The following is a 21,864-nucleotide window of genomic DNA, read 5'->3' as shown; positions in this document are numbered from 1 at the left end:
CTTTAGGCTCGCGGAACTTTCGTCGAGACAGCATGCAACCGAGCACGACACCCCCATAGGAAGGCCGGGCCTCGATGAGCTCACCGCACAACTACCTCGCAGTCATCAAGGTCGTCGGGATCGGCGGAGGCGGCGTCAACGCGGTCAACCGGATGATCGACGAGGGGCTCAAGGGCGTCGAGTTCATCGCCGTGAACACCGACGCGCAGGCCCTCCTCATGTCGGACGCCGACGTCAAGCTGGACGTCGGCCGCGAGCTCACCCGCGGGCTGGGCGCCGGCGCGGACCCCGAGGTCGGTCGCAAGGCCGCCGAGGACCACAAGGACGAGATCGAGGAGGTCCTCAAGGGGGCCGACATGGTCTTCGTCACCGCCGGTGAGGGCGGCGGGACCGGCACCGGCGGCGCGCCCGTCGTGGCCGCGATCGCCCGCAAGCTCGGCGCCCTGACGGTCGGCGTGGTCACCCGCCCGTTCTCGTTCGAGGGCAAGCGCCGCGGAGGCCAGGCCGACACCGGCATCGACCAGCTCCGCGAGGCCTGCGACACGCTCATCGTGATCCCCAACGACCGCCTGCTCCAGCTCGGCGACGCGGGCGTGTCGATGATGGAGGCCTTCAAGACCGCGGACGAGGTCCTCCTCAACGGCGTCCAGGGCATCACCGACCTCATCACCACGCCCGGCGTGATCAACGTCGACTTCGCCGACGTCAAGGGCGTCATGTCCGGGGCGGGCAGCGCCCTCATGGGCATCGGTTCCTCCCGCGGGGAGGGACGCGCGTTCAAGGCCGCCGAGGCCGCCATCAACTCCCCGCTCCTCGAGACCACGATGGAGGGCGCCAAGGGCGTGCTCATGTCCATCGCGGGCGGCAGCGACCTGGGGCTGTTCGAGATCAACGAGGCCGCCACGCTCGTGCAGGAGGAGGCGCACCCGGAGGCCAACATCATCTTCGGCACCGTCGTGGACGACTCGCTCGGAGACGAGGTCCGAGTGACCGTCATCGCCGCCGGGTTCGACGGCGGGTCCCGTCCGGTTACCGCCGGCGCGGGACAGTCGCGTCGCGGCCGCCACCACCTCGACGACGACGAGTCGGTCCCCGGCGCCTCCGGTGACACCGGCGGTGCCTCCGAACTCGGCTCGACCCCCCTCGACGGCCGGCGCCGCGACGAGTCGGCCTACCCGGGTCCCGGCTCCTCGGCCGGCAACGCGGCTCCGGCCGCGGGATCCTCGTCCCGCCGCCGTGACGAGGACGACGACATCGACGTGCCGCCGTTCATGCGGCACTGACGGTCCGATCCATGGCACCCGACGGCTCGGGGCGCGTACGCCGGGTGGTCACCGACCGCCGCGGCGGCGCGTCGACCGGAGATTTCGACTCGTTCAACCTCGGTGACCACGTCGGGGACGCCCCGGCGGCGGTGGCAGCCAACCGGGCGCGGCTCGCCCGTCGACTCGGCCTGCCCGCGACCGACGTCGTGTGGATGGACCAGGTCCACGGCACCCGTATCGCCCGCGTCACCCGCCCGACGGGCGGCACGGTCCCGGCCACCGACGGCCTGGTGACCGACCGGCCGGGCCTGGCGCTGGCGGTACTCACCGCCGACTGCGTCCCGGTCCTGGCCGCGGACTCCGAGGCCGGGGTGATCGGGGCCGTGCACGCGGGCCGGGTCGGCGCCGTCGGCGGGATCGTCCCGTCGCTCATCGGGGCCATGACCTCCCTGGGCGCCCGGGCCGAGCGCATCACCGTGCTCCTCGGACCCGCCGCGGCGGGGGAGCACTACGAGTTGCCCCCCGAGATGGTGGACGAGGTCGAGGCCGCCCTGCCCGGCAGCCGCGCCCGGACCGTCGCGGGGACCCCCGGGGTGGACCTGCGTCGGGGCATCACGCGCCAACTCGCCGGGCTCGGCGTCACCCGCGTCGACTCCGACCCGCGCTGCACGATCGCCGAGGAGTCACTGTTCTCCTATCGTCGACAGGGGCGGACCGGGCGCCAGGCCAGCGTGATCTGGCGGCAGCAGTAGAGACCCGGGGCCGGCGCACCCGCCGGCCGGGAGGAGGAAGAGGGGACATGACCGATCCCAGGGCGGACGAACTCGCCACCAGACTCGCCGCGACCCGGCAGCGTCTGGACGCGGCCCGGGCGGCCGCGGGACGGGCCGACGAGGTCGACCTCGTCGTCGTCACCAAATTCCACCCCGTCACCGACGTCGTCCGGCTCGCCCGCCTCGGGGTGCGCGACGTCGGGGAGAACCGCGTCCAGGAGGCCGCGGCGAAGGTCTCCGATCTGGCCGCCGCCGACGCCGAGCTGGCCGCGGCGGTGCGCTGGAACATGGTGGGTCACATCCAGTCCAACAAGGCCGCTGCGGTGGCCGGGTGGGCCGACCGCGTCCACTCCGTCGACTCGGCCAAGGTCGCCGACGGCCTCGAGAAGGGCCGCGCCCGCGCCGCCGGGGAGCGCGACGACGTCACCCCGCTGCCCGTCCTGATCCAGCTGAGCCTGGACGGTGACACCTCGCGCGGCGGAATCGCTCGTGAGGACCTGCCCGGCCTCGCCGACCACGTGGCCGGTCTCGGCCACCTGCGCCTGGCCGGGCTCATGGTCGTCCCCCCGCTCGAGGGCGAGGCGAGCGCCCACTTCGCCGACGCCGCCGAGGTCGCGGCCGCGCTGCGCCGCGATCACCCCGACGCGGTGGAGTTCTCCGCCGGGATGTCCGGGGACATCGAGGAGGCGGTCGCCGCGGGTTCGACCTGCGTGCGTGTCGGAACGGCCATCCTCGGCCCCCGACCAGTAGTTTGAGAGCCAGCCTCGCGGGGACACCCGCCCGCGAAGAACACACGCCCGCGACGACCCCGTTACCAGGAAGGTCCCGGAAGATGAGCGCAATCGCCCGGTTCAAGGAGTACTTCGGAATGGCGCCCGTCGCGGCGTACGACGACGAGTACCTCGACGACTACGACCGGCCCGTCCACCACGACGTGCGTGCCCCCCGCGGCATCCACGAGACGGACGACCTCGGCCCGATCGCCCGCGACCGTCGGGACGACTACGGCTACGCCGCCGACCGGTACCTGGAGGAGCCCGCCCCCCGAACCCGGATCGCCGACCTCGACCCGGTCGACGAGCGCCCGGTCGCCCCGCGTCGCGGTGACATCGACGAGCCGGCCCCCCGCCCGCGCCGCTACCACGCCGCCGAGACCGGGGCCCGCGCCACCCTGCGCGGCGTTCCCGCCACCCGCGGCGCCGTCGCGCTCGCGCCCGAGGAGGACTTCGTGGAGGACGGACTGGTGACCGTGCCCGAGACCGTTGTGGAGCGCCCCCGCGGCTTCGGCGACGGCAAGAGCCTCGGCGAGCACTTCCGCGCCGGCCGCGCCGTCGTGCTGGACCTCTCGACCATGGCCTCCGGGGATGCGCGCCGCATGGTGGACTTCGCCGCCGGACTCGTCTTCGGCCTCGACGGCCGCATGGAGAAGGTCGCCGACCGCGAGCGGACCTTCCTCCTGCAGCCCGCCGGCATGGACCTCACCGAGGCCGAGGTCCGCGACGCCGTCAACGGCGCCTTCCGGCGCTGACGCAGCCGACCCCGTTGACCACGGCCGACAGGACGCCGGTGACGGCGCGGCGTCGCGGGCCAGTAGGGTTACACCGTGCGTGAAATCCTGCTGGTCCTCTACATCATCACCCAGATCTTCTGGTACATGCTCCTCGCCAGGATCGTGGTCGAGATGATCGCCTCGTTCTCCCGCGGGTGGAGCCCCCGTGGCGTCCTCGCCGTGGTACTGGAGTGGCTGTTCACCGTCACGGACCCGCCGGTCAAGGCGCTGCGGAAGGTCATCAAGCCCGTGCGCTTGGGACAGATCTCGCTGGACCTGTCGGTGCTGGTGCTCTTCGTCATCATCATCGTCATCCAGGTGATCCTGCGTGGCCTCATGATGAGCGTGGCGTGAGGCCCCGTTGCGGCCGCTGGTGACGCGCGGGCCGATTGTGACTAGATTGGCCACCGTTAAGGTAGTAATGAAGTCGCGGGTCCGGTGCGACAACGCCGGGCCGGCACCCGAGACGACCACGAGGGGTATCCCATGCCGTTGACTCCAGCCGATGTGCACAACGTCGCGTTCTCCAAGCCGCCGATCGGCAAGCGGGGCTACAACGAGGACGAGGTCGACCAGTTCCTCGACCTGGTCGAGACGGAGCTCGCGGAACTCGTCTCGGACAACGAGGACCTCCGCCAGCGGGTGGAGGAGCTCACCAAGGATCTCGAGAAGGCGCGCAAGGCCGCCGACGAGTCCGGCAAATCCTCCGGCGCCGCCACCGGCGGCTCGGGTACGGCACAGCAGCCGGCCGCCCCGGCGCCCGCGCCGACCCCCGCGCCCGCACCTGCCGCGGCCGCCGCGCCGACCACCCCGACTCCGGCCGCCGCGACCCCGTCGCTGGGCAAGAGCGAGGACGACGGCGCCGCCAACAACGAGACCCACCTGCGCGCCGCCCGCGTCCTGGCCATGGCCCAGGAGATGGCCGACCGGCTCACCGGCGAGGCCAAGAAGGAGTCCGACGGACTCATGGCCAAGGCCCGCAGCGAGTCCGACCGGCTGGTGGGCGACGCCAAGTCCCAGTCCGATCGCCTGGTCGGCGACGCCAAGTCCCAGTCCGAGAAGATGGTCGGCGACGCCCGCAAGGAGGCCGACAAGATCCTCACCGAGGCCAAGAGCAAGTCCGACGGCATCGTCAAGGACGCCCAGGCCCGGTCCGAGCAGCAGGTCAAGGAGGCGCAGGCGAAGGCCGACGCCCTGCAGGCCGACGCCGAGCGCAAGCACACCGAGATCATGGCCACCATCAACCAGCAGCGTGGCGTGCTCGAGAGCCGGATCGACCAGCTGCGGACGTTCGAGAAGGACTACCGCAGCCGCCTCACCAGCTACCTGGAGAACCAGCTCTCGGAGCTCGGCAAGACCGGATCGGCCGCCCCGGCCGCCCCGGCGGCCACTGCGGCCTCGTCCACCCCGGGCGGCCCGGCGGCCTCGTCCGCGGCCGGCGAGGGTACCGGCAGTGCCGGCGCTCCCGGCTCGTCCGACCAGTCGGCAAAGAAGGACGGCGGTCACCGCGCCGAGTGATCCACTCCGCGTGACCGATGCGGTCCCCGCCCCTGCCCAAGGGTGCGGGGACCGACGTATATTCGGGGGGAGGGGACGGGGCCACCGACGGTGCGACCCCCTTTCCCATCGCACAGCTCCCAGAATTCGCCCAACACCAGGATTCGCCCACCAGGAGGCACGGATGCTCGTCGCCGCGCTCGGACTGACGGTCCTCGGTTTCGCCTTCCTCGTGGCGGCCGTCGCGACAGGTCAGATCGGGTGGGCGTGGGCGTGTATCGTCGTCGGAGCCCTGGGGCTCATCCTGCTGCTGGCCGACCTGGTCCGTGGGCGCGCCGAGCGCGACCGCGAGCCGCGGATGACCTCGGAAGAGGCGGACGCCCGCACCGACGGGTAATATCGGAGCCTGTTCGGTCGTGAGCCGGACGCGCGGAGATCCGGCCATCACCGGGGAGTGCTCGGAAGAACGGTGGGACCCCGCACGGCGGGGACCGCTCAGTAGAACCGAACGGGGGAGCCCGTCACAGCCCGACCCACGAGTGGGCGTCGCACGTCGTCGCCAAACGGGGTGGTACCGCGGACGGAACGCGCCAGACGCGATCCGGTTCGTCCCCGAGCGCAGGCCTGACGGCCCCACGGATGCGAACTCGTGCGGGCCCCGTACGCGAGGAGTCCGCCCACATGAGCACCGAACCCGTAGCGACCGAACCCGCCGACGGCGAGCCCGCTGCCACCGGCAGCGCGTACCCCGTGCTCGACCTCGCCGGGGGCGCCACGTCCCAGACGCCGTCGTTCCCCGCCCTCGAGGAGACGGTCCTGCAGCGGTGGGACGAGCGCGACACGTTCCGCGAGTCCATCCGTAACCGTGCGGACGCGCAGGAGTACGTCTTCTACGACGGGCCCCCGTTCGCCAACGGCCTGCCCCACTACGGTCACCTGCTCACCGGGTACGTCAAGGACGTCGTCCCGCGCTACCGCACCATGCGTGGGTACAGGGTCGAGCGCCGGTTCGGCTGGGACTGCCACGGCCTGCCCGCCGAGCTCGAGGCCGAGAAGCAGCTCGGCATCACCGAGAAGTCCCAGATCCTCGACATGGGCCTGGCCGAGTTCAACAACGCCTGCGAGATGTCGGTGCTGCAGTACACCGACGAGTGGGAGAAGTACGTCCACCGCCAGGCCCGCTGGGTGGACTTCGACAACGACTACAAGACCCTCGACATCGACTTCACCGAGTCCGTGCTGTGGGCCTTCAAGCGGCTCTACGACAAGGGGCTGATCTACAAGGGCTTCCGCGTGCTGCCGTACTCCTGGTACGAGCAGACGCCGCTGTCCAACCAGGAGACCCGCCTGGACGACGCCTACAAGATGCGTCAGGACCCGGCCGTCACCGTCGGGCTGCCACTGGAGGCCCGTCAGGACAGCCCGTTCCACGGCGCCGAGGCACTGGTGTGGACCACCACGCCGTGGACCCTGCCCTCCAACCTCGCCGCCGCCGTCCACCCCGAGATCGACTACTCGGTGGTCAGGGTCAACTCCGGTGAGTTCGCCGGGCGGAGCTTCGTCATCGCCGAGGCCCGTCGCGGCGTCTACGCCGCCGAGTTCGGTGAGGACGCGGAGGTCGTGACGACCGTCAAGGGCTCTGAGTTGGTGGGCCTGCGGTACACCCCGCCGTTCGACTTCTTCGCCGGTCACGCGGGTGCGCACGTCGTGCTCTCGGCCGACTATGTCACCACCGAGTCCGGTACCGGCGTCGTCCACCTCGCGCCCGCCTTCGGTGAGGAGGACAAGGACGCCTGCGACGCCGCCGGGATCGAGCTCGTCATCCCGGTGGGCCCGGACGGCAAGTTCACCACCGAGGTGCCGCCGTACGCCGGGCAGCTCGTCTTCGACGCCAACGCGCCCATCTCCCGCGATCTGCGGGCCGATGGCCGTCTGATCCGCCACGAGACCATCGAGCACTCCTACCCGCACTCGTGGCGCTCCGGCCAGCCGCTCATCTACATGGCGTTGCCCGCGTGGTTCGTCAAGGTCACCGCGTTCCGGGGCCGCATGGTCGAGCTCAACCGCGAGCACATCACCTGGATGCCGGAGCACGTGCGCGACGGCCAGTTCGGCAAGTGGCTCGAGGGCGCCCGCGACTGGAACATCAACCGCAACCGCTACTGGGGCGCCCCGATCCCGGTGTGGGAGTCCGACGACCCCGCCTACCCGCGGGTCGACGTCTACGGGTCCCTCGACGAGTTGGAAGCCGACTTCGGCGTCCGGCCCACCGACCTGCACCGCCCGTACATCGACGAGCTGACCCGGCCCAACCCGGACGACCCGACCGGCAAGTCCACCATGCGCCGCATCCCGGACGTGTTCGACTGCTGGTTCGAGTCCGGGTCGATGCCGTTCGCCCAGGTCCACTACCCCTTCGAGAACAAGGAGTGGTTCGAGACCCACAACCCGGGTGACTTCATCGTCGAGTACAACGGGCAGACCCGCGGCTGGTTCTACACCCTGCACGTGCTGGCCACCGCGCTGTTCGACCGTCCCGCGTTCACCCATGTCGCCGCCCACGGGATCGTCCTGGGCAACGACGGTCTCAAGATGAGCAAGTCAAAGGGCAACTACCCGGACGTCAACGAGGTGTTCTCCCGCGACGGCTCGGACGCCATGCGCTGGTTCCTCATGAGCTCGCCGATCCTGCGGGGCGGCAACCTCGTGGTGACCGAGCAGGGCATCCGCGAGGGCGTCCGCCAGGCCATGCTGCCGCTGTGGAACTCCTACAGCTTCTTCCAGCTGTACGCCTCCCGCCGGGCCACCTGGCGTACGGACTCGGAGCACGTGTTGGACCGCTACATCCTGTCCCGCCTGGCGTCCACGCGCGACGCCATGACCGAGGCGCTGGACGCCACCGACATCGCCGCGGCCTGCGACGAGCTGCGCCTGTTCGCCGACGCCCTGACCAACTGGTACGTCCGCCGGTCGCGCTCCCGGTTCTGGGCCGGCGAGGACAGCGGCCAGGATTCCCGCGACGCCTTCGACACCCTCTACACGGTGCTCGAGACCACCATGCGCCTCGCCGCGCCGCTGCTGCCGCTGATGAGCGAGGTCGTGTGGACCGGGCTCACCGGTGAGGAGTCGGTGCACCTGGTGGACTGGCCGGCCGCCGATGAGCTGCCGCACGATGCCGACCTGGTCGAGGCGATGGAGGCCGTGCGCGACGTGTGCTCCACCGTGTCCTCGATCCGCAAGGCCAAGCACCTGCGGGTGCGCCTGCCGCTCAGCTCGCTCACGGTGGCCATGCCCGACGCAGAGCGGCTCCAGCCGTTCACCGGTCTCATCGCCGACGAGGTCAACGTCCGCGAGGTGCGCCTCACCAGCGACGTGGCCACTCACGGGCGGATGGAACTGGCGGTCAACGCGCGCGCTGCCGGCCCGCGGCTGGGCAAGCAGGTCCAGGCCTGCATCAAGGCCGCCAAGTCCGGTGACTGGACCGAGACCGACGGCGTCGTGGTCGCCGGCGGCGTCGAGCTGCAGGAGGGCGAGTACGAGCACCGGCTCGTGGCCGCCGATCCCGAGTCCACGTCGGCGCTGCCCGGCGGTGCCGGCCTGGTGGTGCTGGACCTGACGGTCACCGAGGAGCTCGAGGCCGAGGGCTGGGCCAAGGACCGGATCCGCGAGATCCAGGAGGCCCGCCGCGGTGCCGGTTTCGACATCTCCGACCGCATCCGGGTGCGCATGGAGGTGCCGGCCGCCCGCCGTGAGTGGGCGGACCGTCACGCGCAGCTCATCGCTGGCGAGGTGCTGGCCAGCGACTTCGCCGTGGTCGACGCACTGGACCCGGCAGACGGGGACCCGGTCGAGCTCGCCGAGGGCGTCCGGATGACGCTGGCTCGGGTCTGACCGGCGGCTCGTCATGGGTGGCGGGCAGGACCGCTGGGTCCTGCACGTGGACATGGACGCGTTCTTCGCGTCCTGCGAGCAGCTGACCCGGCCGACCCTGCGGGGTCGGCCGGTGCTCGTGGGCGGTCAGGGCGGCCGCGGTGTGGTGGCGGGGTGTTCCTACGAGGCGCGAGCGAAGGGTGCCCGCTCGGCCATGCCCTCACACCAGGCGCGGCGCCTGGTGGGGCCGGGCGCGGTGTTCGTCTCGCCGCGGATGCCGGTCTACCGGGCCCTGAGCCGCCGGGTGGTCGAGGTGTTCGCCGAGCACGCGCCGGTCGTGGAGCAGATCTCCGTGGACGAGGCGTTCCTCGAGCCTCCGGAGCTGCGGGGTGCCGACGCCGACCGCACCCGACAGTGGGCGCAGGAGTTGCGTGCCGCCATCCGTGCGGCGACCGGGCTCCCGGCGTCGGTGGGGGCGGGGGCGGGCAAGCAGTACGCCAAGATCGCCTCGGAGCTGGCCAAGCCGGACGGTGTGGTGGTGGTGCCACGCCGCGACCACGCCGAGGTGATGTTCCCGTTGCCGGTGCGGAGCCTGTGGGGAGTGGGTCCGGTGGCGGGGGAGCGGCTGGCGCAGTTCGGGGTGGCGACCATCGGCGACCTCGCGGCGATGGACGACGACGACGTGGCCCACGCGCTCGGCAAGACGGTCGGCCCGGCGATCGCCCGGATCGCGCGGGGCTACGACGACCGGCCGGTGCACGAGCGGGCCGAGGCCAAGCAGATCAGCGCCGAGAGCACGTTCGCCGCCGATCTCACGACGTCGGGTCAGGTCGCGGCCGCGGTCCGTCGAGCGGCTGAGGCGGCGCATCGCAGGCTGCTCTCCGACGGCCGTGCGGCGCGGACGGTGACGGTCAAGGTCAAGCGCAGCGACTTCACCTCGATCACCCGTTCGTACACGTTGCCGGTGGGCACCACGTCGCTGGAGACGATCATCGCGGTGGCGCGCTCGCTCGCCCCGGACCCCGTCGACTTCGGGGCGATCCGCCTGCTGGGCGTGGGGGTGTCCGGCCTCACCGATCACTACCAGGACGCGCTGTTCGAGCAGGAGTTCGTCCCCGTGGACCGGTCGGAACAGGACGACGACGAGGACCTGCCCGACATCGTCGGAGTGGGCACCACCGTCACCACCGACGAGTCCGAACCGGCCGACGACGGGACCGGACCCGCGGACGAGGGGGCGGCCGACGGACGGGGGGCAGGGGAACTCCCGGCGATCGGGGCGTGGCGGCAGGCCGGGCACCGGCGTTTCGAGACGGGCGCGGACGTGCGACACCCGGAGTTCGGGCACGGCTGGGTCCAGGGCTCGGGGCACGGGCGGGTGTCGGTGCGGTTCGAGACTGCGGTGACGGGCCCGGGCCGGATGCGCACGTTCGCCGAGGACGATCCGGACCTCGAGCCCGCGGACCCGCTGGACTCCCTCGGCTGGTGACCCGGCGGCCCCGCGCCGCCCGCCGACGCCCGGCCCTGCTGCAGCCGCTCCTCGAGATGGCGCCTCGCCCCCGCCGCGGGGCACGCGAGACGCCATGGGCGCGTGCGGCTGCGGCGGGGCGGGCAGGGCGCCAGCACACCCCCGGCTGACCGCGCTGCCTCTCTGCCCTGCGCTGCGTGAACGCCCGCCGGCGCCCCGCCAGCCCCGCAACCGCCGGCCCCGCAACCGGCGACGTCTGCTCGTCAGCTGTAGAGGTGGTAGCGCCCCCACTGTCGGCGCACCTCTGCGGCCGCACCGTCGCCGCCGGCGCCGTCTGCACTGCCCGCGGTGGACAGGAGCGCGGCGAGCAGGACCCGGGCCTGCCCGGATCGCAGGTATCCGCAGCTCAGCACGCCACGAGCGGCGAGCTCCGCGCCACCGCCCGGGCCGCCGTAGGTCGAGGTCGCCTCACCCCGCGGCACCCGGCTGGACGCCACCACCACGATGTCCGGCCGGTCGTCCGCCAACCGTGCGACCGCGTCCGCGACGAGCGGGGGCAGGTTGCCGGATCCCGACCCCTCCAGGACCAGCCCGCGGGCGCCGGCATCGACACACGCGTGCACCGCGACCGCGTCCGCGCCGGCTGGGCAGGCGACGACGTCGACGCGGGTGTCGGCGAACCGGGCCCGGCCGGTCAGGGTGGGGCGTTCGAGCTCCGGGGGCAGGTCCTCGACCGGATGCTCGGGCGAGTTGCGGGCGAAGGCGATGGGATCGGTCGTGTGCCACTTGCGCACGCCGCGGGCCTGCAGGATGGCCCGGCCCAGGACCACCAGCACCCCCAGGTCGCGGGAGACGGGGTCGGCGGCCAGCAGGACCGCGTCCAGGAGGTTGGCGGGCCCGTCGGCCTCGGGGTGGTCGGCGGGACGCTGGGCCCCGGTGAGCGCGACGGGCCGCGGGTCGTCGTGGTGCAGATCGAGGGCGATGGCGGTCTCCTCGAGGGTGTCGGTCCCGTGGGTCACCACGACCCCCGACACCGCCGGATCGGACAGCACGTCACCCACCGCGTCGACCAGCAGGTCCCACTCGGCCGGGCCGAACGTGGAGGAGTCGGCGTCGAGCACGGCGCGCGCGCTCACGGTGATCTGGTCCGGCAGCACCGCCCGCAGGCCGTCGAGCATGGCCTGGGTCGCGGGGTCGGAGTCCCCGGCCACGACCGCTCCCTCCGGCGTGGTCGAGGCGGTGATCGTGCCTCCCGTGGTGCAGATCACGATGTGGGGGGTATCGGTGCTGGTCTCGGCGCTGGTCACCCGCTCCACAGTGGTGTGCGGGCGGCCCGGCGTCAACCATCCCGGCCGCTGACGATGGAACAATGGCTCACCGATGTTCGTTGGGCCGGTGACCCGGCCCGGAGCCATGCCCGGCTCGGTACCGCATGCCCGGTGCCGCACATCTCGACGAAAGGACCCCGCGTGAGTCTTCGACGGACCATCGCCGCAGTCTCCCTGTCCGCCTTCGCACTGGGTGGCCTCGCCGCCTGCGGAGGTGAAGACGACGGTGGGCGCGAGACCGCCCCCGCGCCCACCACGAGCGCGCAGGAGACCACCGTGCCCACCGCCGAGGAGCTGACCCAGCTGCTCGACCGGGCCTCCGACCCCGCGGTGCCGGTGGAGGAGAAGGTTGACCTGGTGGAGGGGGGCGCGGAGGCGCCCGAGATCTTCGACCAGATCGCCGCCCTCAAGGCCGAGCAGGGCGCCGAGGTGACGATCACCGGCGCGGCGGAGGGGGACATCCCCGGCACGCTCATCGCCAACGCGGTGATCTCCCAGCCGGGCCAGGAGGACATCAACGTCCAGGCCCAGTTCATCAACCAGGGTGGTCAGTGGCAGCTGCAGAAGGCGTTCGCCTGCGCGCTCATCACCAACGCCGGGCTGGAGCCGCCGGCCACGTGCGCCGCGGCCTGACCGCACGTCAGCGCGCCGTCAGCCCGGCCTGACAGCGAGGCCTGACCAGCGTCAGTCCACGCTGCGGAACCGCAGCACCGAGTCCTCGTCGTAGGTCGTGCGTCGTCCCGAGCCGGGATCGACGTAGACGGCCCGCGTCGAGGACTCGGTGGTTCCGCCGACGGGCACCGGGGCGCGCAGGTCCACCGTGAGCTCGCCCGAGCCGGAGACCTCGTAGGACTCCACGTCGAGGGTCACGCCCGGCCCGCCGTCGGGGGCCGGGGCGGCCAGGGTGCCCGCCGGGTCGGGAGCGGTGGTACTCGACCGGACGGTGGCGACGTCGCCGTCGAGGTCGACCAGGTCGTAGGTGGTGACCCTCGTCGGGGCCACGGCGTCGTCGACCCGGCGGGTGACGGTCCACCGGGCACCGACGCCGATCTCCTCGGTGGGGAACGCCACGGTCGCGTCCGAGACCGCGTTCGCGGTGATCTCCACTCCGGCTCGGGCGGCGTCGGTGGCCCCCGAGGGGGCCGCCAGCGACAGTTCCCGGACGATGCCGTCGGCGCTGCGGGTCCAGGTCACGGTGAACCCGGGGGCGGTGGAGAACTGGGCGTTGCGGAGTTCGTCCACGGAGGTGAACTCCCGCGCGGTCACGGTCGCCCGCTGCGCGCCGTCGACGTCGGGCTCCGATCGCCCCTCCACGGTGAGTGTCTGCGCCGGGGTGTCGTCGGTGCGCGGCTCGGCTCCCGGGACCTCGGTTCGCGAGGTGGCCGAGCGGGTGATCGCGACGACCGACGGTTCGCGCGAGGGGGCATAGGCCAGGACCCGCCGCTCGCCCTCCCCGGCGTCGATGAGGTCGACGACCGGGGCGGGACCGGGGTCGACGGTCACCTCGGGCTCGAGGGCATCCGTCCCCTCTGCGGCGGACGAGCCCGGGCCGCCGTCGGCGGGGTCCGCGGCATCGTCCCCGGCGCACGCGGAGGTGCCGGCCACCAGCGTCACGGCCAGCGCCGCCGCGAGGAGACGGTGACCGCGACGAGCGGTTCGGGAGGGGCCGGGGGAGACGGTCGATCGCGGGTCCACGGCCCCGAGCCTAGAGGGTCGCCCACCCGGCGCCGCCGGGCCCGCGGCGGGATCAGGGATACTGGAGCCCATGACGGAGACCAACGGGACGCCGCCCGACGCGTCGGGGCCCACGCCCGGCAGCGCGGCGCCACAGGGTGACTCACCCGCGAGCACCGCGCCCCACGACCCCGCGCCCCACGACCCCGCGCCTCACAACCGTGCGCCCCACTACTTCCGGGGCGGGCCGGTGGTCATGCTGGTGATCGCCGCGCTGATCGTCGCCGTAGACCAGATCGCCAAGGTCCTGGCCGTGGCGAACCTGGAGGACTCGAGGCCCATCGAGCTCATCGGCGACACGGTTCGTCTGGTCCTGCTGCGCAACCCGGGCGCCGCGTTCTCCATGGGCACCGAGTTCACGGTGGTGTTGAGCATCGTCGCCACCGTGGTGGTGGCGGGCCTGCTGTGGTTCTCCCGCAGGGTCCACTCCCGGTGGTGGGCGTGGGGCCTCGGACTGATCCTGGGCGGCGCCGCCGGCAATCTGGTGGACCGCTACTTCCGTGCGCCCGGCATCCTGCAGGGCCACGTCGTGGACTACATGTCCGTTGGCTGGTGGCCCGTGTTCAACGTGGCCGACGCCAGCCTGGTCACCGGCGTGATCGTGGTGGCCGTGGCCGTGTTCCGCAACGTCGACTTCGACGGCTCGCGGGTGTCCGAGGCGCTCGCCGGCGACAAGAAGGCCCCTGCCGACCCCGCCGCCCCCGCCCACGAGAAGGACCCCGCCGATGGGTGAGGTCCGCACCTTCCCCGTCCCCGACGGGCTCGACGGCATGCGCGTCGACGCCGGTGTCTCCCGGCTCCTGGGCATCTCGCGGACCGCGGTCGCAGACCTGGCCGGCGAGGGCAAGGTCCTGCTCGACGGGCACGCCGTGGGCAAGTCCGACAAGCTCACCGGGATGTCCTGGATCGAGGTCGAGATGCCCGAACCGCGGGCCGAGCCCGCCGTGGTCGCCGAGCCGGTCGAGGGGATGGCGGTCCTGTACTCGGACGCGGACATCGTCGTCGTCGACAAACCCGTCGGCGTCGCCGCGCACGCGTCGGTGGGCTGGACCGGCCCCACGGTGATCGGCGGCCTGGCCGCCGCCGGGTACCGCATCTCCACCTCCGGCCCGCCGGAGCGCAAGGGGATCGTCCACCGCCTGGACGTCGGCACATCCGGCCTGATGGTGGTGGCGGCGTCGGAGCGGGCGTACACGCTGCTCAAGCGGGCGTTCCGTGACCGGACCGTGGACAAGACCTACCACGCGCTGGTGCAGGGCCACCCCGATCCGCTGTCGGGGACCATCGACGCGCCGATCGGCCGGCACACCTCGTCGGACTGGCGCTTCGCCGTCACCTCCGACGGCAAGCACTCGATCACCCACTACGACACGCTCGAGGCGCACCAGGCCGCGACGCTGGTGGAGGTCAAGCTCGAGACCGGCCGCACCCACCAGATCCGCGTGCACTTCTCCGCGCTGCACCACCCGTGCGCCGGCGACCTCACCTACGGCGCCGACCCGGTCCTGGCCAGGCGGCTCGGCCTCGAGCGGCAGTGGCTGCACGCGGTGGGGCTGGGCTTCGAACATCCGGGCACCGGCTCGCGCGTCGACTTCACCAGTACCTACCCCGACGACCTCCAGCACGCGATCGACGTCCTGCGCTCGGCATGACCCTCGCCGCGCGGGTGCTGAAGATCGCCGGCGTGGGAGTCGTGATCGTGGTGGCGTTGGTCGCGATCCTCACCGCGCTGCGCACCGACCCGCCCCGCAGCCCTGGCGTGATGACCGACGCCCTGGGACCCGAGGACGGCGAACGCGTCGAGGACTACCTCGCCCGCGCGGCCGACTCGCTGGTCACCGCGGGCGGCGGGGGGGATGCCGCACGGGGTTCCGGCGGAGATGACGACGACGACGAGGCCCTCGCCTCCGACCCCGACGCCCGTCGCTGGGCCCTCGTGACCGCAGGCTGGGCGTGGACGGTCCCCGAGGCGGTCGGCGTGGTCCGGGAACTGCCGCGCGTCTCGGGTCTGTACGTGCAGGTGCCGGTCGACGGGGTCGCGATGCCCGTCACCGGGGTGACCCTGGCCGAGCCGGTGGCGGGGGAGTCGGGGCGCGAGCCCGTCTTCCACCGCGGCCTCGAGCAGGTGGCCCGGCGGCTCGACGCCGGACCTCCGTCCGGGCCCGGGGTGCCGCAGCCGCCCGACGCCGGGCGGGCAGCCGCCACCGCCGCCCTCACCGTCTCGCGGATCCGTGCCGGTGAGCCGGCGATCATCGGGCTGCTCGCCCGCGGCACCACCGAGCAGTTGCGCGCGGTGGCCGACCAACCGTGGGTCCGCGCGGTCGAGGCCCTGCCGCCGGACGCGGTATGGGAACGCTTCGCCGTCCGCCCGCTGCAGCCGCAGCAGGTCGACGCGGCGTACCCGCTGCCCGACGGCGGCCCCGTCCCGGCCGCCTGACCGGTCCCCGCCCGTCTGACTGGCCCCCACCCCCGAAAGGGCTCGATGTGCGGGGCCGATCCGGGGCCTGGCTAGGGTTGCGCCGGTGAGCAGCGAGGGGCCGAGCCGGCGGGTGAGCAACAGCGAGAAGTCTGTGGCCGGCGGGATGGTCGCCGGCATCGCCGCGTACACCCTCTGGGGGTTCTTCCCCGCGTTCTTCCCGCTGCTCGAGCCCGCCGGCGCCGTCGAGATCGTCGGCCACCGGATCGTGTGGTCGCTCGTCGTCATGGCCGTCGTGCTCACCGTGCTGCGGCGCTGGCGCGACCTGTGGGCCATCGACCGCGTCTCGTGGGCCCGGGTCGGCGGGGCCGCCGTCTTCATCACCGCCAATTGGGGCGTGTACGTGTATGCGGTCAACTCCGAGCGCGTCACCGAGGCCGCCCTCGGGTACACGATCAACCCGCTGGTCAGTGTCCTGCTGGGCGTCCTGTTGTTCCGCGAACGACTCAATCGCCCACAGTGGCTCGCGGTGGCCCTCGCCGTCGTCGCCGTCGGGGTCCTCACCGCCGGATACGGCCATTTCCCGTACCTCTCGGTGATCCTCGCGATGAGCTTCGGCATGTACGGCGTGCTCAAGAAGAAGCTGCGCGTTGACCCGGTGATCGGGATGACGGGCGAGGTGCTGGTGATCGCCCCGTTCGCGCTGGCCCTGCTGCTGTGGCTGGGTGCGACCGGCGCGGGCACGTTCACCACCGACGGCGCCGGGCATTCGGTGTTGCTGGCCACCGCCGGGCTCGTCACCGTGGTGCCGCTGCTGCTGTTCGCCGTGGCCGCGCAGCGCATCCCGCTGGCGACCGTGGGCATGCTGCAGTACATCGTCCCGGTGCTGCAGATGGCCTGGGGACTGCTCGTCGTGGGCGAGCGGCTCGACGCCGTGCAGTGGGTCGGGTTCGCGCTCATCTGGGTCGCGGTGATCGCATTCACGCTGGCCGGCAGGCAGCCACGCTCGGCCCGCGCTGGGGTTTCGGGGACTGTCGGGGATCCGACCTACACTGGCCCGGACGAGTCGTAGGAGGAATGCTGCGTGGGCGGATCCCAGTTCGTGCATCTGCACAATCACACCGAGTTCTCGATGCTCGACGGGATGGCGCAGATCGACCCGCTGTTCGCGGAGGCCTCCCGGCTCGGCATGCCGGCGGTCGGGATGACCGACCACGGCAACATGTACGGCTCGTCGGACTTCTATAAGCAGGCCGTCAAGACCGGCATCAAGCCGATCATCGGGATCGAGGCGTACGTCGCCCCCGAGTCGCGGTTCAACAAGAAGCGCGTGCTGTGGGGCGAGAAGAACCAGAAGAGCGACGACGTCGCGGGCTCCGGCGCGTACACCCACATGACGATGGTCGCCGAGAACGCCACCGGCCTGCGCAACCTCTTCCGCCTGTCCTCGCTGGCCTCCTACGAGGGGCAGCTGGGCAAGTGGGCGCGCATGGACGCCGAGATCCTCGCCGAGCACTCCGAGGGGATCATCGCCACCTCCGGCTGCCCCTCCGGTGAGATCCAGACGCGGCTGCGCCTGGGCCACAGGAAGGAGGCCTACGAGGCCGCGGAGAAGTGGCAGTCGATCTTCGGCAAGGACAATTTTTTCCTCGAGTTGATGGACCACGGGATCGACATCGAGCGCAGGGTCCGCGAGGACCTCCTCACGCTCGGCAAGGACCTGGGGATGCCGCCGTTGGTGACCAACGACTGCCACTACGTCACCCGCGAGCAGGCCCACTACCACGAGGCCATGCTCTGCGTGCAGACCGGAAAGACCCTCGCCGACGAGAACCGCTTCAAGTTCGACGGTGACGGCTACTTCCTCAAGTCCGCCGACGAGATGCGCGCCCAGTGGGACACCGAAGTCCCCGGCGGCTGCGACAACACCCTGTGGATCGCCGAGCGCGTCCAGCCGTACGACGACATCTGGGCCCCCAAGGACCGGATGCCCAAGTTCCCCGTCCCCGACGGCGAGACCGAGGACACCTGGCTGGCCAGGGAGGTCCAGAAGGGTCTGGAGTGGCGGTTCCCGGACGGTGTCCCGCAGGAGTATCTCGACCGCGCCGCGTTCGAGCTCGAGGTCATCAAGGGCAAGGGTTACCCCGGCTACTTCCTGGTGGTCGGTGACCTCATCGAGCACGCCCGCTCCATCGGTATCAAGGTCGGACCCGGCCGAGGCTCAGCCGCCGGCGCCCTGGTCGCGTACGCGCTGAAGATCACCAACATCGACCCGATCGAGCACGGGCTGCTGTTCGAGAGGTTCCTCAACCCCGAGCGTCCGTCGGCGCCGGATATCGATATCGACTTCGACGACCGCCGTCGCGGCGAGATGATCCGCTACGCCTCCGACAAGTGGGGCGCCGACAAGATCGCCCAGGTCATCACGTTCGGCACCATCAAGACCAAGGCCGCCATCAAGGACGCCGCGCGCGTGAACTTCGGCCAGCCCGGCTACGCGATCGCCGACCGGATCACCAAGGCACTGCCGCCGCCGATCATGGCCAAGGACATCCCGCTGTCCGGGATCACCGACTCCAAGCACGAGCGCTTCGGTGAGGCCGCCGAGGTCCGTCAGCTCATCGAGACGGACCCCGACGTCAAGCGGATCTACGACACGGCCCGCGGGCTCGAGGGCATGGTCCGCCAGGCCGGCGTGCACGCCTGCGCGGTGATCATGTCCTCCGAGCCGTTGCTCGACGTGATCCCCATGTGGAAGCGCGCGCAGGACGGCGCCATCATCACCGGCTGGGACTACCCGTCGTGTGAGGACATCGGCCTGCTCAAGATGGACTTCCTGGGCCTGCGCAACCTCACGGTGATCGGCGACTGCCTGGAGAACATCAAGCTCAACCGGGGCGAGGAGATCGACCTCGACGTCCTGAGCACGGACGACCCCGCGACCTACGAGCTGCTCGCCCGCGGTGACACGCTGGGCGTGTTCCAGCTCGACTCCGGCGGCATGCGCGAGCTGCTCAAGCGGATGAAGCCCACCGGCTTCAACGACATCGTGGCCGCCCTCGCCCTGTACCGCCCCGGGCCGATGGGCATGGGGACGCACTGGAACTACGCCGACCGAAAGAACGGCAAGCAGGAACTGGTGCCCATCCACCCCGAGCTCGAGGAACCGCTCCGGGAGATCCTCGGCGAGACCCACGGCCTGATCGTGTACCAGGAGCAGATCATGGCCATCTCCCGCGAACTCGCGGGATACACGGCCGGTGAGGCCGACGGCTTCCGTAAGGCCATGGGCAAGAAGAAGGCCGAGGTGCTGGCCGCCGAGTACGAGAAGTTCTCCGGCGGCATGTTCGAGCGCGGTTTCTCCAAGGACGCCGTCGACGCACTGTGGGGCACCATCGAGCCCTTCGCCTCGTACGCGTTCAACAAGTCGCACGCGGCCGGCTACGGCCTCGTCTCCTTCTGGACCGGCTACCTCAAGGCCAACTACCCGGCCGAGTACATGGCCGCGCTGCTCACCTCCGTCGGCGACGACAAGGACAAGGCCGCCCTGTACCTGTCCAACTGCCGCCAGATGGGCATCAAGGTCCTGCCGCCGTCGGTCAACGAGTCGCGGACCAACTTCCTGTCGGTGGGCACCGACATCCGCTTCGGACTGGGCGCGGTGCGCAACGTCGGCGCCCAGGTGGTCGACTCGATCGTCGCGGCCCGCGAGGCGAAGGGCGAGTTCGGCGACTTCTCGGACTACCTGGCCAAGATCGACCAGACCGCCTGCACCAAGAAGGTCACCGAGTCGCTCGTCAAGGCCGGCGCCTTCGACTCTCTCGGCCACCCGCGCAAGGGACTGTTCCTGGTCCACGCCGACGCGGTGGAATCGGTGATGTCCACCAAGAAGGCCGAGGCGGTGGGTCAGTTCGACCTGTTCGGCGGGGGAGATGACGCCGAGGCCGACTCGGGCTTTGGCGACGTCTTCGCCGTCCGGGTCCCCGACGAGGAATGGGACATCAAGCAGAAGCTCGCCCTGGAACGCGAGATGCTGGGTCTGTACGTGTCCGGGCACCCGCTGGACGGGCTCGAGGCCGCCCTGGAGGCCAAGACCGACACCACCATCGCCACCATCCACGAGGGCGAGCTCGCGCACGGCACCGCCGTGACGATCGGCGGGATCATCTCCGGCGTCGACCGGCGGGTCAACAAGAACGGCGAGCCGTGGGCGATCGTCACCATCGAGGACTTCAACGGCAGTGTCGAGGTGCTGTTCTTCCCCAAGACGTACCGTCTCGCGGCGATGGACATCGCCGAGGACGCGGTGGTGCTGGTCAAGGCGCGCATCAACATCCGTGAGGACCGCGTCTCGGTGTTCGGCGACACCCTCGAGGTGCCCGACCTGGTCGTCGGTGGCAACGGGGCGCCGCTGGCGCTCACGCTGCCGACGCGGATGTGCACCATCGAGACCGTCACCGCGCTCAAGCAGGTCCTGGGGCGGCACCCCGGACCGTCGGACGTGCACCTGCGGTTGGTCAACGGAAGTTCGTCGACCGTCCTGCGGCTCGATGACCACCTGCGGGTCGAGACCTCGTCCTCGCTGATGGGCGATCTCAAGGCGCTGCTCGGCCCCGGCTGCCTCACGGGCTGACCGGGTTGACGGTGATCGTGGGCGCGGTGGGACACTGGTGGCTGTGACCGTCACCGATTCCGCCACGACCCAGGTCGTCACCCCCGACGACATCGACGCCGCCGCCCGCCGGATCGGTGACGTGGTCCGGTGCACCGACCTCCAGGTCAGTGAGCGGCTGAGCGAGCAGACCGGCGCGCACATCCTGCTCAAGCGGGAGGACCAGCAGGACGTCCGCTCGTACAAGATCCGCGGCGCCTACAACCTCATGGCGCAGCTGAACAGGGACGAGCGCAGTGCCGGCGTCGTGACGGCCAGCGCCGGCAACCACGCCCAGGGCGTCGCCTTCGCCTGCCGGGTGCTGGGCATCAACGGCCGGATCTACGTGCCGACCAACACGCCCAAGCAGAAGCGCGACCGGATCCTCGCCCACGGGCGGAACTCGGTCGAGCTCGTGGTGACGGGGACGAACTTCGACGCCGCCCAGACCGCCGCCCGAGCCGACGCCGCGCGCACCGGGGCGACCATGGTGCCGCCGTTCGACCACCCCGACACGATGGCAGGGCAGGGCACCATCGCCGCGGAGATCCTCGCCCAGCTCGACGAGACGCCCGACGCCGTGGTGGTCCCCGTCGGTGGCGGCGGCCTGGTTGGTGGGTTGGCGACCTACCTCGCCGAGTACGCGCCGGACTGCAAGATCATCGCCGTCGAGCCCACTGGGGCCCCATCCCTGACCCGGGCGCTCGAGGCGGGGGAGCCGGTCACCCTGGACACCGTCGACACCTTCGTGGACGGCGCCTCGGTCGCGCGGCTGGGCGAGTTCCCGTTCGGTGTCATCTCCTCGATGACCGAGCGCATCCAGGTCCTCACCGTGGACGAGGGCGCGGTCTGCACCGAGATGCTGGAGCTGTACCAGAACGAGGGGATCATCGCGGAGCCCGCCGGGGCACTGGCGGTGACGGCGCTGGAGCAGCTCGAGATCGACGAGGGTGCCACCGTCGTCTGCCTGGTCTCCGGTGGCAACAACGACGTCTCGCGGTACAGCGAGATCATTGAACGTTCCCTGGTGCACAAGGGACTCAAGCACTACTTCCTGGTGAAGTTCCCGCAAGAGCCCGGCCAGCTGCGCCGCTTCCTCGACGAGGTCCTGGGGCCCGAGGACGACATCACGCAGTTCGAGTACCTCAAGCGCAACAACCGCGAGTACGGCGCCGCCCTGGTGGGCATCGAGCTGGGCTCGGCCACCGGCCTGCACTCCCTGCTCGAGCGGATGGACGCCTCCCGGATCGACTGCGAGCGCCTCGAGCCCGGCACCGCGGCGTACGAGTACCTGACCTGACCTGATTTCACGC

18 protein-coding genes are annotated in these 21,864 nt (G+C 71.5%); 16 read left to right on the top strand and 2 right to left on the bottom strand.

Features of this window, described 5'->3' with window-relative positions; translation table 11 throughout:
• Positions 1-74: 74 nt before the first annotated feature.
• The 9 genes from ftsZ to G6R20_RS11600 all read left to right on the top strand — a co-directional run bounded on the left by ftsZ (position 75) and on the right by G6R20_RS11600 (position 10,443).
• Positions 75-1,283, top strand: coding sequence for a cell division protein FtsZ (gene ftsZ, locus G6R20_RS11640; protein WP_163376511.1), 1,209 nt, complete (start codon positions 75-77; stop codon positions 1,281-1,283).
• A gap of 11 nt (positions 1,284-1,294) precedes the next feature.
• On the top strand, positions 1,295-2,017 hold the full coding sequence (pgeF, locus tag G6R20_RS11635) for a peptidoglycan editing factor PgeF (RefSeq protein ID WP_163376510.1): 723 nt from the start codon (positions 1,295-1,297) through the stop codon (positions 2,015-2,017).
• 47 nt (positions 2,018-2,064) lie between these two features.
• Complete coding sequence (locus G6R20_RS11630; RefSeq protein ID WP_119193277.1) at positions 2,065-2,793, top strand: YggS family pyridoxal phosphate-dependent enzyme; 729 nt, start codon at positions 2,065-2,067, stop codon at positions 2,791-2,793.
• A 77-nt stretch (positions 2,794-2,870) separates the two neighbouring features.
• Positions 2,871-3,566, top strand: coding sequence for a cell division protein SepF (locus G6R20_RS11625; RefSeq protein ID WP_119193278.1), 696 nt, complete (start codon positions 2,871-2,873; stop codon positions 3,564-3,566).
• A gap of 75 nt (positions 3,567-3,641) precedes the next feature.
• Entirely contained in the window at positions 3,642-3,941 is a 300-nt protein-coding gene (locus tag G6R20_RS11620; protein ID WP_082923774.1) for a YggT family protein, read from the top strand.
• A 132-nt stretch (positions 3,942-4,073) separates the two neighbouring features.
• Positions 4,074-5,105, top strand: coding sequence for a DivIVA domain-containing protein (locus G6R20_RS11615; protein WP_067713797.1), 1,032 nt, complete (start codon positions 4,074-4,076; stop codon positions 5,103-5,105).
• A 163-nt stretch (positions 5,106-5,268) separates the two neighbouring features.
• The gene (locus G6R20_RS11610; protein ID WP_159148521.1) at positions 5,269-5,481 is read left to right on the top strand and encodes a hypothetical protein; all 213 of its coding nucleotides are present in this window, start codon (positions 5,269-5,271) and stop codon (positions 5,479-5,481) included.
• A gap of 284 nt (positions 5,482-5,765) precedes the next feature.
• Positions 5,766-8,975: an isoleucine--tRNA ligase gene (gene ileS, locus G6R20_RS11605; protein WP_205475846.1), complete on the top strand. Its 3,210-nt coding sequence runs from the start codon at positions 5,766-5,768 to the stop codon at positions 8,973-8,975.
• A gap of 13 nt (positions 8,976-8,988) precedes the next feature.
• Positions 8,989-10,443: a DNA polymerase IV gene (locus tag G6R20_RS11600; protein WP_163376509.1), complete on the top strand. Its 1,455-nt coding sequence runs from the start codon at positions 8,989-8,991 to the stop codon at positions 10,441-10,443.
• Positions 10,444-10,685: 242 nt separating this feature from the next.
• Here the strand turns inward: G6R20_RS11600 and G6R20_RS11595 are convergent, their stop codons facing one another.
• Complete coding sequence (locus tag G6R20_RS11595) at positions 10,686-11,729, bottom strand: asparaginase (protein WP_240341425.1); 1,044 nt, start codon at positions 11,727-11,729, stop codon at positions 10,686-10,688.
• Between the two features lie 162 nt (positions 11,730-11,891).
• Here G6R20_RS11595 and G6R20_RS11590 point away from each other — a divergent pair, with 162 nt between their 5' ends.
• Positions 11,892-12,383: a hypothetical protein gene (locus G6R20_RS11590; protein ID WP_163376508.1), complete on the top strand. Its 492-nt coding sequence runs from the start codon at positions 11,892-11,894 to the stop codon at positions 12,381-12,383.
• Between the two features lie 51 nt (positions 12,384-12,434).
• On the opposite strand, the gene G6R20_RS11585 is transcribed toward G6R20_RS11590, so the two are convergent.
• On the bottom strand, positions 12,435-13,445 hold the full coding sequence (locus tag G6R20_RS11585) for a hypothetical protein (RefSeq protein ID WP_240341424.1): 1,011 nt from the start codon (positions 13,443-13,445) through the stop codon (positions 12,435-12,437).
• Positions 13,446-13,515: 70 nt separating this feature from the next.
• On the opposite strand from G6R20_RS11585, the gene lspA reads away from it, so the two are divergent.
• The 6 genes from lspA (at position 13,516) to ilvA (ending at position 21,851) form a co-directional block, all read left to right on the top strand.
• On the top strand, positions 13,516-14,217 hold the full coding sequence (gene lspA, locus G6R20_RS11580; RefSeq protein WP_163376506.1) for a signal peptidase II: 702 nt from the start codon (positions 13,516-13,518) through the stop codon (positions 14,215-14,217).
• Positions 14,210-15,136 carry an RluA family pseudouridine synthase gene (locus G6R20_RS11575; RefSeq protein WP_163376505.1) on the top strand — a complete coding sequence of 309 codons (927 nt, stop codon included), beginning with the start codon at positions 14,210-14,212 and terminating at the stop codon, positions 15,134-15,136. Before lspA ends, G6R20_RS11575 begins: the two co-directional genes overlap by 8 nt.
• Complete coding sequence (locus G6R20_RS11570; RefSeq protein ID WP_240341423.1) at positions 15,133-15,921, top strand: hypothetical protein; 789 nt, start codon at positions 15,133-15,135, stop codon at positions 15,919-15,921. The genes G6R20_RS11575 and G6R20_RS11570 overlap by 4 nt, the downstream gene beginning before the upstream one ends.
• Before the next feature lie 145 nt (positions 15,922-16,066).
• The gene (rarD, locus tag G6R20_RS11565; RefSeq protein ID WP_120285928.1) at positions 16,067-16,972 is read left to right on the top strand and encodes an EamA family transporter RarD; all 906 of its coding nucleotides are present in this window, start codon (positions 16,067-16,069) and stop codon (positions 16,970-16,972) included.
• 12 nt (positions 16,973-16,984) lie between these two features.
• Positions 16,985-20,533: a DNA polymerase III subunit alpha gene (dnaE, locus tag G6R20_RS11560; protein ID WP_119192934.1), complete on the top strand. Its 3,549-nt coding sequence runs from the start codon at positions 16,985-16,987 to the stop codon at positions 20,531-20,533.
• A 43-nt stretch (positions 20,534-20,576) separates the two neighbouring features.
• Entirely contained in the window at positions 20,577-21,851 is a 1,275-nt protein-coding gene (gene ilvA, locus G6R20_RS11555) for a threonine ammonia-lyase IlvA (RefSeq protein WP_163376504.1), read from the top strand.
• Positions 21,852-21,864: the final 13 nt, after the last annotated feature.

The organism is Dietzia sp. Alg238-R159 (assembly GCF_900537145.1).
Taxonomy (GTDB): Bacteria; Actinomycetota; Actinomycetes; order Mycobacteriales; family Mycobacteriaceae; genus Dietzia; species Dietzia kunjamensis.
The sequence above is the reverse complement of the archived record's forward strand: the minus strand, read 5'-3'. Positions and strand labels throughout refer to the sequence as shown.